This is a genomic window from Mycobacterium asiaticum DSM 44297 (genome assembly GCF_000613245.1).
Classification (GTDB): domain Bacteria; phylum Actinomycetota; class Actinomycetes; order Mycobacteriales; family Mycobacteriaceae; genus Mycobacterium; species Mycobacterium asiaticum.
Genome location: NZ_HG964936.1, coordinates 995722 through 1010729, shown reverse-complemented (window position 1 = coordinate 1010729; position 15008 = coordinate 995722). Strand labels below are relative to the sequence as shown.

13 protein-coding genes are annotated in these 15008 nt (G+C 66.5%); 3 read left to right on the top strand and 10 right to left on the bottom strand.

Annotation, left to right across the window (positions count from 1 at the left end):
- The first annotated feature begins 79 nt into the window (after positions 1–79).
- A complete protein-coding gene (locus BN972_RS04810) occupies positions 80–1417 on the top strand; it encodes a flavin monoamine oxidase family protein (RefSeq protein ID WP_036353486.1) in 1338 nt (445 codons plus the stop codon).
- Positions 1418–1425: 8 nt separating this feature from the next.
- Here BN972_RS04810 and BN972_RS04805 read toward each other — a convergent pair whose 3' ends face one another.
- Positions 1426–1803, bottom strand: coding sequence for a hypothetical protein (locus BN972_RS04805; protein ID WP_036353484.1), 378 nt, complete (start codon positions 1801–1803; stop codon positions 1426–1428).
- A gap of 9 nt (positions 1804–1812) precedes the next feature.
- Positions 1813–2502, bottom strand: a complete 690-nt coding sequence (locus BN972_RS04800) for a potassium channel family protein (protein WP_036356554.1) — start codon at positions 2500–2502, stop codon at positions 1813–1815.
- A gap of 155 nt (positions 2503–2657) precedes the next feature.
- Between BN972_RS04800 and BN972_RS04795 the strand changes: the two genes are divergently transcribed.
- A complete protein-coding gene (locus BN972_RS04795) occupies positions 2658–4154 on the top strand; it encodes a potassium/proton antiporter (RefSeq protein WP_036353482.1) in 1497 nt (498 codons plus the stop codon).
- A gap of 7 nt (positions 4155–4161) precedes the next feature.
- Here the strand turns inward: BN972_RS04795 and BN972_RS27570 are convergent, their stop codons facing one another.
- The 3 genes from BN972_RS27570 to BN972_RS04780 are packed head-to-tail and all read right to left on the bottom strand — an operon-like array spanning position 4162 to position 6414.
- The gene (locus BN972_RS27570) at positions 4162–4869 is read right to left on the bottom strand and encodes an acetoacetate decarboxylase family protein (protein ID WP_051545053.1); all 708 of its coding nucleotides are present in this window, start codon (positions 4867–4869) and stop codon (positions 4162–4164) included.
- Between the two features lie 2 nt (positions 4870–4871).
- Entirely contained in the window at positions 4872–5711 is an 840-nt protein-coding gene (locus BN972_RS04785; protein ID WP_036353480.1) for an SDR family oxidoreductase, read from the bottom strand.
- A gap of 43 nt (positions 5712–5754) precedes the next feature.
- Positions 5755–6414, bottom strand: a complete 660-nt coding sequence (locus tag BN972_RS04780) for a GntR family transcriptional regulator (protein ID WP_036353477.1) — start codon at positions 6412–6414, stop codon at positions 5755–5757.
- A gap of 115 nt (positions 6415–6529) precedes the next feature.
- Here BN972_RS04780 and BN972_RS04775 point away from each other — a divergent pair, with 115 nt between their 5' ends.
- A complete protein-coding gene (locus BN972_RS04775) occupies positions 6530–7543 on the top strand; it encodes a cupin domain-containing protein (RefSeq protein ID WP_036353475.1) in 1014 nt (337 codons plus the stop codon).
- On the opposite strand, the gene cysW is transcribed toward BN972_RS04775, so the two are convergent.
- The 5 genes from cysW to BN972_RS04750 form a co-directional block, all read right to left on the bottom strand.
- Complete coding sequence (gene cysW / locus BN972_RS04770; RefSeq protein ID WP_036353472.1) at positions 7512–8327, bottom strand: sulfate ABC transporter permease subunit CysW; 816 nt, start codon at positions 8325–8327, stop codon at positions 7512–7514. The two genes, BN972_RS04775 and cysW, sit on opposite strands and share 32 nt — an antisense overlap.
- Positions 8324–9157 (bottom strand): sulfate ABC transporter permease subunit CysT, encoded by an 834-nt coding sequence (gene cysT, locus BN972_RS04765; protein ID WP_036353469.1) that lies wholly within the window; start codon positions 9155–9157, stop codon positions 8324–8326. The genes cysW and cysT overlap by 4 nt, the downstream gene beginning before the upstream one ends.
- Positions 9154–10182 carry a sulfate ABC transporter substrate-binding protein gene (locus BN972_RS04760; protein WP_036353466.1) on the bottom strand — a complete coding sequence of 343 codons (1029 nt, stop codon included), beginning with the start codon at positions 10180–10182 and terminating at the stop codon, positions 9154–9156. The genes cysT and BN972_RS04760 overlap by 4 nt, the downstream gene beginning before the upstream one ends.
- Positions 10183–10549: 367 nt before the next feature.
- On the bottom strand, positions 10550–10861 hold the full coding sequence (locus BN972_RS04755) for an STAS domain-containing protein (RefSeq protein ID WP_036353463.1): 312 nt from the start codon (positions 10859–10861) through the stop codon (positions 10550–10552).
- Positions 10861–14976 (bottom strand): SpoIIE family protein phosphatase, encoded by a 4116-nt coding sequence (locus BN972_RS04750; RefSeq protein ID WP_235192366.1) that lies wholly within the window; start codon positions 14974–14976, stop codon positions 10861–10863. The genes BN972_RS04755 and BN972_RS04750 overlap by 1 nt, the downstream gene beginning before the upstream one ends.
- Between the last annotated feature and the right edge of the window lie 32 nt (positions 14977–15008).

Sequence of the window (15008 nt, the reverse complement as noted above, 5' to 3'; positions counted from 1 at the left end):
GAGTTTACCCGCACGCGATGTGCGGCCAATCGCATTCCAAGAACACAAAACGGTAACGGCATGTGGGACCCTGACAGGCGTGTCCCCCATGTCCCGCCGGGACTTCTTGGCAGCCAGTGCCGTTGTGGCGGGTACCGCGCTGGGCATGGGGTGTGCACCGCGTCCGGTGGATGACAAGTCGGTCCTGGTCATCGGTGCCGGCATGGCAGGGCTGGCAGCGGCGCGCAGCCTCGCCGACGCGGGATGGCCGGTGCGGATCATCGAGGCCCGCAACCGGATCGGCGGGCGGATCGACACAAATCGCGAGTGGGGCACACCGCTGGAAATGGGCGCGTCGTGGATTCATGGCACCACGAACAACCCGCTGCTGGAATTGGCCGACAAGGTGCAAGCCCAGCTCGTGCCGACCGACTACAACCACCCGGTCAAACTCGCGATCGACCCGGCCTTACAGCCGATCACCTTCGACGCCAAAACGTGGCGCGACCTGGTGTCCGACGCACGTGAGGAGGCCGTCGGCGGCAGCCTCGGTACCGCCGTCGCCGCGCAGGCCGACCGCGAGGAACTCTCCGACCGGGAACGCGCCGAGCTGGCTTACTACGTCACTACCGAGATCGAAGACGAGTACGCCGCCGACGCAGACCAGCTCTCGGTGACCACATTCGATCAGGGCAGCTACACCGGCGGCCCGCAGTCCGTGGTCACCAGCGGTTACGACGCATTCCCGCGCTCGCTGGGCGAGCGCCTCCCGATCGTCTTTAATACTGTTGTCAATTCGGTTGTGCAACAAGGTAACTCGATAGCCGTGCGAGCCGGCGCCAGGACATTCCAGGGACCCGCGGCCATTGTCACGGTGCCGCTCGGTGTGCTGAAATCCGGAGCGATCACCTTCGACCCGCCCCTGCCGGAGGCACACACGCATGCCGTGAACGCGTTGGGATTCGGTGTGCTGTCCAAGAGCTATTTCCGCGTCCGCCAACGTAGTTGGGATCGGGAGAACGCCTTCTACCAGTATCTGGGCGCGACGGAGAATCGGTGGGCGCAATGGTTCACCCTGCCCGCCGCGGCCGGACCGATTGTGTTGGCGTTCAATCCCGGTCGCACCGGGCGATACGTGGAATCCGCGCCGCCCGCCGATCTGCTGGCCGCAGCGACGCCCATCGCCCGGCAGCTGTTCGGCGCCGACCTCGTCGACGTCCGATCCTCGAAGTGGACCGTCGACCCCTATGCCCTGGGTTCGTATTCCTACCACGCACCCGGTTCCGGACCCGAGGACCGTCGTCGGTTGCAGGAACCGGTCAGTGACCGCCTCTATCTGGCCGGCGAGGCCGTGGGTGCGGACAACCCCGCCACCGTCCACGGGGCGCTGCTCAGCGGCCGGCACGCGGCGGCCGAATTGCTGCGCCGCCTCGGCTGACCTGCTTCTCAGTAACCTTCGAATGCCGCCGCGGTGCGCCAGCTCGGCCAGGTCGTCTCCCACACTCGGTGGATCCGCCCGTCACGGTAGGCGGCGATGAGCACGACCTCGATTCGGGTGGGCTGCTCTCCAGGCCTTGCCGTGGTGATCCATACCCGTCCGGCAACCTTGTCGGCGGCTTCCACCCAGGCCGCCTCGTCATACTCGACCGCGTAGGTGATGGCGGTCGCGTACAGCTTCCGGTGGCTGTCCCGGAACGCGGGGAAATCCTGGCTGAGCCCGTCGGAGGTCATCACGAAGTCCGCGTGGTAGTAGTGCTGGATCAGGTCAGCGTTCTTGGCGACGACCATGCGGTCGAACATCTCGCGAAGCAGGGCGACGGACACCGCGCCAGCTTAAGGCGGGTTGATCGGCAACCGAGCGCGCCTGGCCCGGTTGATCGCCGCCCATAAGGCGCGCTCGCGCGCGTTGTCGGCGATGAAGAGCATTTCGTCGCCGGCCTCCAGCACGTCCTCGGGAGCAGGCACCATCACGGCGTCACCCCGTACCACGCTGACCAGGCCGGTGTTCTTCGGCAGCTTCAGCTCCGCCACCTGCTGACCGACCAGTGGGTTGTCGGAGGGCAGGGTCAGTTTGGTCAGGGCGGTCCGGCCCTCGCGCAGTCCCATTAGCCGGACCAGGTGGCCGACGTCGATGGCGCCCTCGATGCCGGCGACCATGGCACCCGGCGTCGAGACGGCGACGTCGATGCCCCACGACTGGCCGAACAGCCACTCGTTGCGGACGTCGTTGATCCTGGCCACCACCCTGGGCACGCCGAACTCGGACTTGGCCAGCAGGCCCACCACCAGGTTGGCCTTGTCGTCACCGGTCGCCGCGATCACCACATCGCACGTCTGCACGCCGGCTTCCTCTAACGACGACATTTCGCAGGCATCGGCATAGAGCCAGTCGGCATCGGGAACGTTGTGCGGCTCGAAATTGCGTCGCTGCCGTTCGATCAGCAGGATTTTGTGCCCGGCGTCCAGCAACTCTTGCGCGACGGAACGGCCGACATTGCCGGCGCCGGCAATCCCGATCCGCAACTTCCGCTTGGCCACACCCCATCTTTGCGTATGACTGTGCACCGGGCGGGCCGTGGGACCGGGCTGATCTAATGACAGCACGCCGAAGTCGGCGCCCCCGTCCGTACAAGCCGTGGCAGCCATCGCTGTCGCGGTCGCGTGTGAACTGGAACCAAATGACCCTCGAGCAGCTGTACCTGACTTTGTCGATCGGCGGCCTTGTGCTGCTGGCCAGCATTGTCGGTACCCGCGTGGCCACGGTCGTGGGGTTCCCCAGTCTGCTGTTGTTCCTGCTGGTCGGGGTGGCGATCGGCGAAGACGGGCTGGGTCTGCAGTTCGACGACGTGGTGCTGGCCAGAAACGTCGGCACCGCGGCGCTGGCCGTCATCCTCGTCGAGGGCGGCTTGACCACACGCTTCAGCGACATCCGCAAGGTGTTGGCGCCCGCCGCCGCGCTGGCCACCGGTGGGGTGGTCATCAGCACGCTGGTCACCGCGGTCGGCGCCCACGTGCTGCTGCATTTCGACTGGCAGTTAGCGCTGCTGCTGGGTGCCATCATTTCTTCCACCGACGCGGCGGCGGTGTTCTCGGTGCTGAGGGTGCTGCCGTTGCCGCGACGCCTGGCGGGGCTGCTGGAGGCGGAATCCGGATTCAATGACGCGCCCGGCGTGATCCTGGTGCTGATGTTCAGCGTGGTGCCGTTCGTGCTTGAGCCGGAGGGCGCGGCCATCGACTTGGTATACGAGCTGGTCGCGGGCACTGCGATCGGATTGATGGTCGGCTATCTAGGAGCTTTCGGGCTGCGCCGCATCGCACTGCCCGCGTCCGGGCTGTATCCGATCGCGACGTTCGGGCTGGGGCTGGTCGCGTTCGCGGCCGCCGGCGATGCCCATGCCAGCGGCTTCATCGCCGCGTATGTGGCCGCGGTGGTGTTGGCGAACCTGGGGCTGCCGCACCGTTCGGCTACCCGATCGTTCGCCGAGGGGGTCGGCTGGCTGGCGCAGATCGGGCTGTTCGTCCTGCTCGGGCTGCTCGTCGACCCAAGCGAGCTGGCCGGCGACGTGGTCCCGGCGGTCGTCATCGGATTGGTGTTGCTGCTGGTGGCACGCCCGCTGTCGGTCGTGGGCACGCTCGTCTGGTTCCGCATTCCGTGGCGCGATCAAGCGTTTTTGTCATGGGCCGGGCTGCGCGGCGCGGTGCCAATCGTGTTGGCGACGTTCCCCATCGTCGCCGGGGTGGCCGGCAGCGGGCGGTTGCTCAACATCGTATTTGTGCTGGTGCTTGTCTTCACCCTCATCCAGGGCCCGAGCCTGCGGCCCATCGCACGTGTTCTGGGCCTGATCTCGCGCGAAGCCACCCGGGAAATCCAGGTGGAAGCCGCGCCGCTGGACATGCTGGACGCCGAACTGCTGACCATGACCGTTCAGAAGCCGTCCCGCCTGCACAACGTCACCATCCTGGAGCTGCGCCTGCCCGATCCGGCCGTCATCACCCTGATCATCCGGGACGGCCACACCTTCGTCCCCGAGCCGGACACCCGGATCGAGAGCGGTGACGAACTCCTGATCGTGACCACGAGCAAGACGCGGGCCGCCGCCGAGGCTCGCCTCCGTGCGGTCAGCCGACGCGGCAAGCTTGCGCACTGGTTCGACGAATACGGCGAGATGGATTAGCCCGGCATCAACGGAAGCTGGGTTCACCCAAGGTGAAGGTGGCGTCTTCGACGAACGCGCCCGGATGTAGCCCGGGACGCAGCCACGTCGGCAATGGTCCGGCCGAGGAGACGCCCACAGTAATGAACGCGGGCCTGATCCGGCCGGAGAAGGTCAGCAGCGAATCACCGACGCGGCCGTCGGCGAACTCCTGGCGCGCGGTGGCCTTGGTCTTCAGCGGGATAGCCGGCCCGGCGATTCGCGGGGTCGCGCTGACCGTCCACGACACCTCGTCAAGGCCGTTGCCGATGATCAGTCCCCCGTTGGCCAGTTCTCCGTCGAAGCGGGCCAGCGTCTTGGGCATCGCCCAGTTGGTGCGGCCGCCGACCAGGCTGGACTCGGAATTCACCGACATGAAGGCGACGTTGCCCCACGGCCGAACGCCGGTACGGGACGCGATCATGCCGAGCACCTCGTCGTAGGCGCCGACCGGTGTGTCGGTGTAGCGGACGAACCCGCCGACGGTGGCCAGCGCCGGGCTGCCGGCCAGGGCGGGCGGCAACGCGGCAGCAGCGGCGCGCCCGCCGCGACCCAGCCACAGCAGCGCCGAACAGCGGCACTCCCATGGTGCGGGCGCCTCGTTGACCGGCAGGGAGGCGACCAGCGCCGCGCTCAGGGCGGTCTCCGGCACTCCTCGCAGTCCAGTCAGTTCGATACGCGTGTTGGTGTCTCCCATCGCTACTCCTGATCTTCGATGCGCGCCTGATACGACGCCCGTTCCTCGCGGTCCAACTCTGCGGTGACCTTGTTACCACCCGACAACCGGAAAGCGGCGTCGACGACGGAAGCCGGCAGGACGGTGCTGCCGCGCGACACCAGCCCGACCAGCTTGGGCACGAACACCGTGCGCGACGCCCCCTTGGCCAGCTCCGCAACGACGGCGGCGGCGACGTCCTGCGGGTTGACCACCAGGAAAGGCTCCAAAGCTGCCGGTGCAGACATCCCAGCGATCAGTTCGGTCCGCACGAAACCGGGGCAGATCGCCGAGATCTTGACTCCGCTGCCCCGCCACTCCTGACGCAGCGCCTCGCTGAAGCCCACCACCGCGTACTTCGACGCGCAGTAGGTGGCCGCATTGGGCGATGCCAATGTGCCCATCACCGAAGCGATGTTGACGATGTGGCCCGATCCGCGTTGGGCGAAACGGGCACCAGCCAGCCGCGTCCCGGTCATCACCCCTAGTACGTCGATCTCGATGGTGCGCCGGGTGACTTTCGGGCTCTCGTCGAGGAACGGTCCGATCGGCATGATGCCCGCGTTGTTGACCAGTACGTCGAGCCCGCCAAGGTCTTCGCCCGCCCGGTTCAGGAAGCTCTCGAAACTCACCGAATCGGTCACATCGACGTGGTAACCCGTTGCGGCATCACCCAATTCGGATGCGGTTTGGTGCACCAACGCTTCCTGGACATCACCGAGGGCAACCTTGGCGCCCGCAGCGATCAGCGCCTCGCCGATCGAGCGGCCGATCCCTTGCGCACCGCCCGTGACGGCAACCCGTCGTCCTTGCAGCTTCGCCATAGCCTCACGATGTCACACCGCCGGCGCGCTATTCGCTCCGCGCTTAGCGCAACCCGAGGGCGCGTGTGGTGCTGGCCAGGTGGGCACGCACCGCCTCGCGAGCAATCTCAAGATCGCCCTCGCGCAGCGCGGCCGCGATTCGCTCGTGTTCGCCGATGATGTTGACCAGGCGCTGGCCGTCACGCGCCGATTCACCGATCATGCGCATCTGGCGGTCCCGCAACGTCGAGTAGAACCCGGCCAGGATCGAGTTGCCCGCCGCGTCCAGGGTGAGCTGATGGAAGGCGCGGTCGGATTCCAGAAAGTCCGCCAGCCGCGACGCGGTGGCGGCCTCACGCTGCCGCTGTAACTCCTCCGAAAGCTGTTCGTAGAGTGCGGCACCCGCTTGCGGACCCCGCTGCAGGACCGCACCCACCGCGAAGTCTTCCAGCACGAGCCGGGCTTGCAGCACCCCGCGCACCTCGTCCGGTGACACCGGCACCACCAGCGCGCCCCGCTTGGGATACAGCCGCAGCAGACCCGCGGCCTCGAGTTGCAGAAACGCCTCGCGCACCGGCGTCCGCGACATGCCCAACGCGTTGGCGACTTCCCCTTCACTGATCAACTCGCCGCCGGGATATGCCCCGGTCAGCACCCGGGACTTCACGTAGTCCAGTGCTCGATCCTTGGCAGCGCCCGGCCCGCGGGCCGTCTCCAACGCCATGCCGTCCTCCTTGCGGCTAAGTCGTATCCCGACTGTAGCGGCGACCTCCGCTTGCATCTTAGATACATGATAGATACGATTTGAATATAAGTAGTCGAGAAGGAGACGCGAAGCCATGACAATCACGGCAGACACGTTGGACCCCACCATCCCGGCACCGATGGCCGATGTCGCCGAGTTTGGATTCGAGGGCAGGTTCGAGGACTGGGCCGATGACGCCCGCTACTTCGAGTACACCCAGGCCGCCGACCCCATCGGCTCCGGGCACACCCCTCGGGTGCCGATCGCCCAGTTCAGCTCCCAGCTGTACCAGGACCAGCCCACCGGCATCATCCCGCTGGACCTCTCCGGTGACATGGGCATCACGACCGGTGACGCCACCAGCCCGGCGCTGCTGGCCAACTTCGTGCGGATCCGGGCGGGTGAGCAGATCGACACAAACCCGAACGCCACCTCGCAGCTGTACTACGTCCTGTACGGGCGCGGCATGGCGGCGGTCGACGGCCGGCTGGTCCAGTGGGAAAAGGGCGACTTTCTAACCCTGCCCGCGGGCGCGCACACGGTGTTCTATGCCGACGCCGACGCGGCGATGTACTGGGTGCACGACGAGCCGCTGCTGCGGTATCTGGGCGTCCGGGCTACCGAGGCGCGGTTCCGCCCCACCAAGTTCCGTCGCGCGGACGCCGTCGCCGAACTCCAGCAGATCGCCGCGCAGCCCGGGGCCAACAACAAGAACCGGGTGAGCGTGCTGTTGGCCAACGCCGAGCAGCAGCAGACGTTGACCCTGACGCATGTGCTGTGGGCGATGTTCGGCGTGCTGCCGCCCGGCCGGGAGCAGCGCCCACACCGGCACCAGTCGGTGGCACTGGACCTGATTCTCGACGCCCAGCCGGGTTGTTACACGCTGCTGGGCACTCGGCTCGACGACCGCGGTCAGATCGCCGACCCGATCCGGGTGGACTGGCAGGCCGGTGGGGCTTTCACCACCCCACCGGGGATGTGGCACGCGCACTACAACGAGTCCGGCGCGCCGGCACACCTGATCCCGGTGCAGGACGCCGGGCTGCAGACCCACCTGCGCAGCCTGGACATGCAGTTCAGCCGTCGGCACTCCGCTTCCGGCGAATGAACAGGATCACCTTGACGATCAGGAAGGCGATGGCAACGCCCATCATCAGGGTCGACAACGCGTAGGCGCCGTAGACATGCCCGCGGTTGTAGCGGTCATTGACCAGCAGCGTCAGCGTCTGGGTGCTGCCCGGCAGGTTGGATGACACCATGATGACCCCGCCGAACTCACCGAGCGTGCGCGCCACGGTCAGCACCACGCCGTAGGTGAGGCCCCAGCGGATGGATGGCAACGTGATGCGCCAGAACGTCTGCCACCAGCTCGATCCCAGCGTTGCCGCCGCCTGTTCCTGTTCAGTGCCCACTTCGTTGAGCACCAGTTGCACCTCGCGCACGATGAACGGCAGGGTGACGAAGATGCTGGCCAGCACGATGCCGGGCACGCCGTAGATGATCCGGAAGCCGAGATCGCGCTCGATGAAGCCGAGGGCGCCGGCCGATCCCCACGCGGAGATCAACGCCACACCGACGATGATCGGGGATACCGCGAACGGCAGATCGATGATGGACTGCAACACCCCCTTGCCACGAAACTTGTTGCGGGAGAGCAGCATTGCTGTGGGTACTCCAAAGATCACGTTGAGCGGCACCACGATCGCCAGCACCAGCAGCGACAGCTGCAGCGCCGAGATGGCCGCCGGTGTGGTGATCCAGACGTAGAACTGATGGAAGCCGGGCCGAAACGTCCGCCACAGGATCAGCGACACCGGGACGATCAGCATCGCAACGATGTAGCCCGAACCCACGTAGCGGATCAGGTAGCGGGCCCAGGTCGAGGTGGTCACTCGGCCTGCTCCTCGCGCGTGGTGGTGCGGCCGCTGATGATCCGCAGGATCAGCAGCACGCTGAACGAGACAGACAGCAGCACAATGGATATCGCAGCGGCCGCGGTGCGATCGTCATTCTCGATCAGGGCGCGTATCCACTGCGAGGACACCTCGGTCTTGCCCGGTACCGCCCCGCCGATCGTCACCACCGAACCGAACTCACCGATGCACCGCGAGAACGCCAGACCCGCGCCGGACAGGATGGCCGGTAGCAACGCCGGCAACACCACCGAGGTGAAAACCTTCCGTCCGCCCGCGCCCAGTGATGCCGCGGCCTCTTCGACTTCCCGATCAATCTCACGCAGGACCGGCTGGACGGCACGGATCACGAAGGGCAACGTCACGAAGGCCAGCGCCATCGCCACGCCGGGCGGGGTGTGTTGCAGGTGCAGGCCGATCGGACTGCTCGCACCGTACAGAGCCAGCATCACCAAGCTGGTGACGATGGTCGGTAGCGCGAACGGCAGGTCAATGACCGCGTCCAGCAAGCCTTTCCAGGCGAAGTCGTCGCGCACCAGCATCCAGGCGACCAGGACACCGAAGATCACGTCCAGCACGGTGACAACGACCGAGATGATCAACGTGACCTTGAACGACTCCAGGGCGGCGTGCGAAGTGACTGCGAGCCAAAAATGCTCCCAGCCACCGCCGACCGCTTGCCAGGCGATCGCGGCCAACGGCAGTAGCACGATGACCGACAGCCACAACGTGGCGACACCGACCCGAAGGGGGGTGCTCCCAGGCGGTTTCGGCACCACCACGGGAGGACGAGGCAGAGTAGCTGTCATCCGGTCGCCTTCAGATAGAGCTTGGTGATGCTGCCGGTGTTGCGGTCGAACAGCTGCGCGTCGACGGTTCCCCAGCCGCCCAGGTCGGCGATCGTCCACAACTTCACCGGTACCGGAAACTGGTTACGAAAATCGGCGGCGACGGCCGGGTCGATCGGGCGGAAGCCGGCCTCAGCCCACAACCGTTGCGCCACCGAGGTGTATTGGAAGTTCTTGAACATCCTGGCCGCATCGAGGTGTGGGCTGGTCCTCACCACCGCTACCGGGTTCTCGATCTTGAAGGTCTGCGGCGGGTTGACGTGCTCCACCGCCTGTCCCTGGCGCTCGGCCGCGATGGCCTCGTTCTCGTAACTGATCAGCACGTCACCACTGCCCTCGATGAAGACGTCCGTTGCCACCCGGCCCGATCCGGGACGAAGTTTGACGTGGTCGCGCACCAGGCTGTCGATGAAATCGACGCCGGCCCGCGGGTTGCGGCCGCCGCCACTCTTGACGGCGTACGGCGCCAATAGATTCCACTTCGCCGAACCAGAACTCAGCGGGCTCGGGGTGATGATCTCGATGCCCGGACGCAACAGGTCGTCCCAATTCCTGATGTTCTTCGGGTTACCCTTGCGCACCACCAGGGTCACCACCGACCCGAACGGGATGCCCTTGCCCGCTTCGGTATCCCAGTCCGCGGCGACCTTGCCGGCCTTGACCAGTCGATTGATGTCGGGTTGCACCGAGAAGTTGACGATGTCCGCCGGCTTGCCGGCCACCACGCCGCGCGACTGGTCACCGGAGGCGCCGTAGGAGGTGATCACCTGCACACCGCGTCCCTCCTCGGATGCGTTGAACGCCGGAATCACCTTGCTCCACCCCGGTTCCGGGACGGAGTAGGCGACCAGTGTGATGCTGGTGTTCACCGCATCGATGACGCCGCCGTCTATGGCGTCGCTGGCACCCCCGTGGCACGCGGCGACGAGGCCGGTGATTGCGAGCAACGCCGCGACATGTCGCCAGCGGGATGCGCTGCGAGTCATGGACGGCCTTCCGACGGGACTTAGGTATGCGGATCCCGTTGCTGCGGAGAGCGTTTGCATGAGCTGATCGTCGACTCGACACCACACCGCGCACGGGTACGAAAGTCAGCGACAACAGCGCACGACGGCGCGACGCTCCGAAACGCCCGCTGCCGTCTGCATGCGCGAAAGCTAACAGAGAGCGGGGGTGTCGGCATGTCGAGCGGGCGGGGTTGCCTGATGCCCGTCTACGGACGCGAACCCTGTTCGCCGCACGTCACGACGGGTTTCGGGTGGCCGGGCGCCGCCGTCGTCGCGACTTGGCACACACCGAGTTCATATAAGTCACGGTGAGCGGAAGACGGTTGCTGGCGCGGTCTTTCAGGCGCTAGCCGCCGGCTTCGACCGTCGCGATCTTGCTGAAACCGCTGACCGTCAGCACTCGGACCAGCAACGGGTGAACGATCACGCGCAGGTTGTCGACCACGTCGGCGTGGTCGAAAAGTGCGTTGATACCGGCGCTGTCCAGATACCGGACCGCACTCAGATCGATGGTGATGGGTTCGCGGGTACCTCCGTTGGCCGCGGCGAGCGCGCGAGTGAAGACGTGGATGTTGCTCAGGTCGATTTCCCCGATGGCCGTCACTCGCGGCGTCCCGTCGGCGTCGCGGTCCGTGTTCAGCGTGAGCGGTGTGGCCATCAGGTGATCCTTGCGTACATGTGAACAGTCGTTCCCGCTTCACTGGAATCGATGCTGAGATCCTCCATCAGGACCCGCATCAGGTCGATGCCGCGGCCGCGGCTGAAGCCGGGTACCTCGGCCGGAGGCTTCCAGACCCCGGTGTCGGCCACGGTCACCTGCAGTCGGTCGACAATCGCGGTCGCACGCAATGAGACGGTGCCCGCGGGGCGGTCACGCAGGCCGTGTTCGATCGCGTTGGCTACGGCTTCACCCGTGGCCACGAGCACGTCCTGGATCTGATCGGGGTCGACTCCCGCCTGAGTCAGCCAGCTGCGCAAGGCGGCTCGGCTCGGAGCGAGTTCGCTGGCGTCGGCGGAGATCTCCATCGCCAGCGGCGCCGGTTGCCGATACAGGAGCATGGCCACGTCGTCTGGATAGCCACCACCGGGCTCCAGCACAGACATGAGTTCGTCCGCCACCTCTTCCAGTCCGTGCGAGCGGCCGTCCTGCACGACGTCGGCGGCCCGGGTCATGCCGTCGTCGAGTGACAAACCGCGCCGCTCAATCAGGCCGTCGGTGTAGAGCAACAGCGTCGCGCGCGGCGGCATGATCACGTGGGTCTCCGGGCGGTTCCACTGCGGCCGCAGCGCCAGCGGCAAGCCGTGCTCCCCGCCGAGCATGACCGTGGTGCCGTCGGCGTACACCATGATCGGCGGCGGATGACCGGCACTGGAGTACACCAACTCCCCGGTGTCACGGCTCAACACGGCACAAAAGGCCGTGGTGCAGCGGGCCCCCGGCAGTCGCGCCGCGAAACGGTCGAGCGCGCCCAGCGCGGCGCCCGGACTGGGCTGCTCGAGCAGCAGTGCGCGGCACGCGCTGCGCAATTGACCCATGACGGTCGCGGCTGCCAACCCGTGGCCGACACAGTCGCCCACGATCAGTGCCACGCGATCGTCGTCGAGTTCGACGACGTCGTACCAGTCGCCGCCGACCTGAAGCGGGTGACTGGCCGGGCGGTAACGCACCGCGAAACCGTCCGGCAGCGTCGCAGGGCCGAGCATCGCGTGCTGAAGCGCCACAGCGGTTTCCCGCTGTTCGTCCAGCTGATAGACGCGTTGCAGCCCCTGGCTGAGCCGGCCGCCCAACACCGTGAGCAGGGTGCGATCCTCGCGGGTGAAGCGACGATGCTCGGACAGCTGAACCCAGACCACCAATCGGCCGCGCGGATGCTGCAACGCGATGCCCGCCGCCCCGGCTTCGGCGATGATGCTCAACAGATCCGCGCCCCGCAGTGATTCGATCAATTCACGTTGGCGTGCTGCCAGCTCTGTCCATTTGGCCGGTTCACCGGCACACAGCAGGTTCGGCACGGGGTTCTCCGGTAGTTCGCCGATGAACGTCGCGCCCAGGACCCGCCGGGCCCGCCACACCCCGCTGAGTACCTCGAGTGCGCCCTGCAGCGCTTGGCGCAACGTATCCGCCTGCACCAGTTGTTGATTGAGTCCAGCCAACGCCGTTTGGCTTTGCACCGCATAGTGCTCCGCCGTGACGTCACGGAACGTGCCCACCATGACCCGCTGTCCGGAGTCGGGGTCGGTGGCGTGGTTGAAACTGACGTTGATCCACAGCCGATGACCATCACGATGTGTAACGGGCACCGTAAATGCGCCTTGTGTCTTGGTCAACAGTTCGGCGAACGCACCCTCGACCTGTTGGCGAGAATCCGGCTCGGTCGCGGCGTCCGGCCACCAGGGATGCACCGGTTCATACGGCAGGTGTTCAGATCCATAGCCCAGAATTTCGGTGAAGGCGGCGTTGATCTCGACGATGGTGCCGCGCTCGTCGCAGACGAAGAACGCCTCCTGTAGCGAGTCCACCAGGGCGGTGCGCCAGCGGGCGTGATAGTTGCGCAGGCGCGCCAGTTGGACATTCGCGCGGACTCGGGCCAGCAGGTCGGCAGCGGCGAACGGTTTGACCAGATAGTCGTCGGCTCCGGCCAGCAGGCCTTCGACCGAGGCCTCCTGGCCCGCGCGGGCCGAGAGCAGCAGCACGGGCAGTGCGGCAGTCCGCGGATCCTTACGCAGCGCCGCCAATAGCTGCAGACCGTCCAGGCCCGGCATCATGAGGTCGCTGATCACCAGGTCGGGCAGCCGAGAGCGGATCGCCCCCAGCGCCAAAATTCCGTCACCGTAACCACTTACCTCGTAACCCGCGGCGGTGAGCAGATTGGAGAGGTACTCGCGCATGTCGACGTTGTCGTCGGCGATGAGCACGCGCGCTCGCACGCCTTCGCGTTCGCCCTGGGCGGCCGCGGGTGCCAGCGCCGGTACAGCCGGGGTGCTGGCGGTGTCGCCCGGCAGCCAGCGCAGCGCCTCCTGCACGTACGGTGCCGCGATCGCCCCGGTCGCCGAGCGCGTTTCCGATGGCGCCACGACATCGTCGGCCGGCAGATGAGCCGCACCGAACGGCAGCCGGACCGTGAAAGTGGTGCCAAGACCTTCGCGGCTGTCCGCGGTGATGGTGCCGCCGTGCAGGCTGACGAGCTCTTTGACCAGTGCCAGCCCGATACCGCTACCTTCGGCCGAGCGGGCCCGCGCGGATTCGATGCGGTGGAAACGCTCGAATAGCCGGGGCATCTCCGCGGACGGCACACCGATCCCGGTGTCGCTCACGGTCACCACCGCTTGACTGTCGCGAGAGACCCGGACGCTGATCTCGCCGTCGAAGGTGAACTTCAGCGCATTGGAGAGTAGGTTCAGCACCACCTTCTCCCACATCTCACGGTCGAGGTACACCGGCTCGCCCAGGGGCGGGCAGTCGACAGTGAACGTCAACCCGGCCTGGTCGATCGCCGAGCGGAACACACTGGCCAATTCCGCTGTAACCGAGGAGAGTTCGACGGGCTCGAATCGGGCGTGCATTCGGCCGGCCTCGATGCGGGAGAAGTCGAGCAGCGTGTTCACCAGCTTCGCCAGCCGTAAACCGTTGCGATACACCAACTCCAGTTCTTGTCGCGCCGGCTCGTCGACACCGCCAACCCGGCTGCGCAGCTGGTCGATTGGTCCGAGGATCAACGTGAGCGGTGTGCGGAACTCGTGACTGATGTTGGAAAAGAAGGTGGTCTTGGCACGGTCGAGCTCGGCGAGCTCCTCGGCGCGTCGCTGTTGGGTCTGGTAGCTGCGCGCACTACCCACCCCTGCGGCGATGTATCCGGCCACCAACTCGACGAAACCCCAGTAGCCATCATCGATTTCACGGTGCCGGTTCAGCGCGGCGACCAGAAATCCGACGGGTGTGCCGCCGCGCTGCAACAGCGGCACCACCAGCACCTGTGCGGGCGGATCGGCCCAGGCACCGCTCGGCAGATCCATTGCGCCGCCGTCGACTTCGATCAGTTCAGGGTCACCTTGAGCTGCTCGCTGCACAGGCCAGACGCCACCTCCGTCGCGCGGCAGAGTTTCGGGAGCGGCGGGATGCCCACGGGGAATACCGCTGAGGCCGGCGAGGTGCGCGTCGCCGTCGTCCCCGAAGAGGTAGGTCAGGGTGAACGGCAGATCGTAGGGATTGTTGGCGAGTTGTCCGGCTGCGAAATCGAGCATCTGGCGCTCGGTGCGGACCACGCTCGGGTCCGACCCCAGATCCCGCAGCGTGGCCATCCGCCGTTCCGCGATGACCCGTTCGGTGTCTTCGCTGACCACACACAGCATGCCGACGACGCTGGCGTCTTCGTCATGCAACGGGCTGTAGGAGAAGGTGTGGTAGGTCTCTTCGGGATACCCGGACCGTTCCAGGATGAGCAACAGTGCCTCGTCCCAGGTGGCTTCGCCGCTCGACAGGACGCGGTCGACGCGCGGCCCGATGTCGGCCCAGATCTCGGCCCAGACTTCGCTCGCCGGGCGACCCAGTGCCCACGGGTATTTCCGGCCAAGTGTGTCGCGGCGGTAGGCGGAGTTGCAAAAGAAGGTGAGTTCCGGGCCCCATCCCATCCACATCGAAAATTGGGACGACAGGAGGATGTTCACGGCCGTACGCAAACTTTGCGGCCAGTCCTCGACCGGTCCCAGCGGGGTGGACGCCCAGTCGACCGCGGCCAGATCGCGTCCGATCTCCTGGTCTGCGCGGAAGACCACTGACGTCCCTCTCAGGTGGGGTTTCCCGTGGA

Bases quoted from the DNA above. Each gene is read 5' to 3' on its own strand.
- BN972_RS04760 (WP_036353466.1), bottom strand. From the start codon at position 10,182: ATGACTCGCAGCGCATCCCGCTGGCGACATGTCGCGGCGTTGCTCGCA.
- cysT (WP_036353469.1), bottom strand. From the start codon at position 9,157: ATGACAGCTACTCTGCCTCGTCCTCCCGTGGTGGTGCCGAAACCGCCT.
- BN972_RS04795 (WP_036353482.1), top strand. From the start codon at position 2,658: ATGACCCTCGAGCAGCTGTACCTGACTTTGTCGATCGGCGGCCTTGTG.
- BN972_RS04775 (WP_036353475.1), top strand. From the start codon at position 6,530: ATGACAATCACGGCAGACACGTTGGACCCCACCATCCCGGCACCGATG.
- BN972_RS04780 (WP_036353477.1), bottom strand. From the start codon at position 6,414: ATGGCGTTGGAGACGGCCCGCGGGCCGGGCGCTGCCAAGGATCGAGCA.
- BN972_RS04785 (WP_036353480.1), bottom strand. From the start codon at position 5,711: ATGGCGAAGCTGCAAGGACGACGGGTTGCCGTCACGGGCGGTGCGCAA.
- BN972_RS27570 (WP_051545053.1), bottom strand. From the start codon at position 4,869: ATGGGAGACACCAACACGCGTATCGAACTGACTGGACTGCGAGGAGTG.
- BN972_RS04755 (WP_036353463.1), bottom strand. From the start codon at position 10,861: ATGGCCACACCGCTCACGCTGAACACGGACCGCGACGCCGACGGGACG.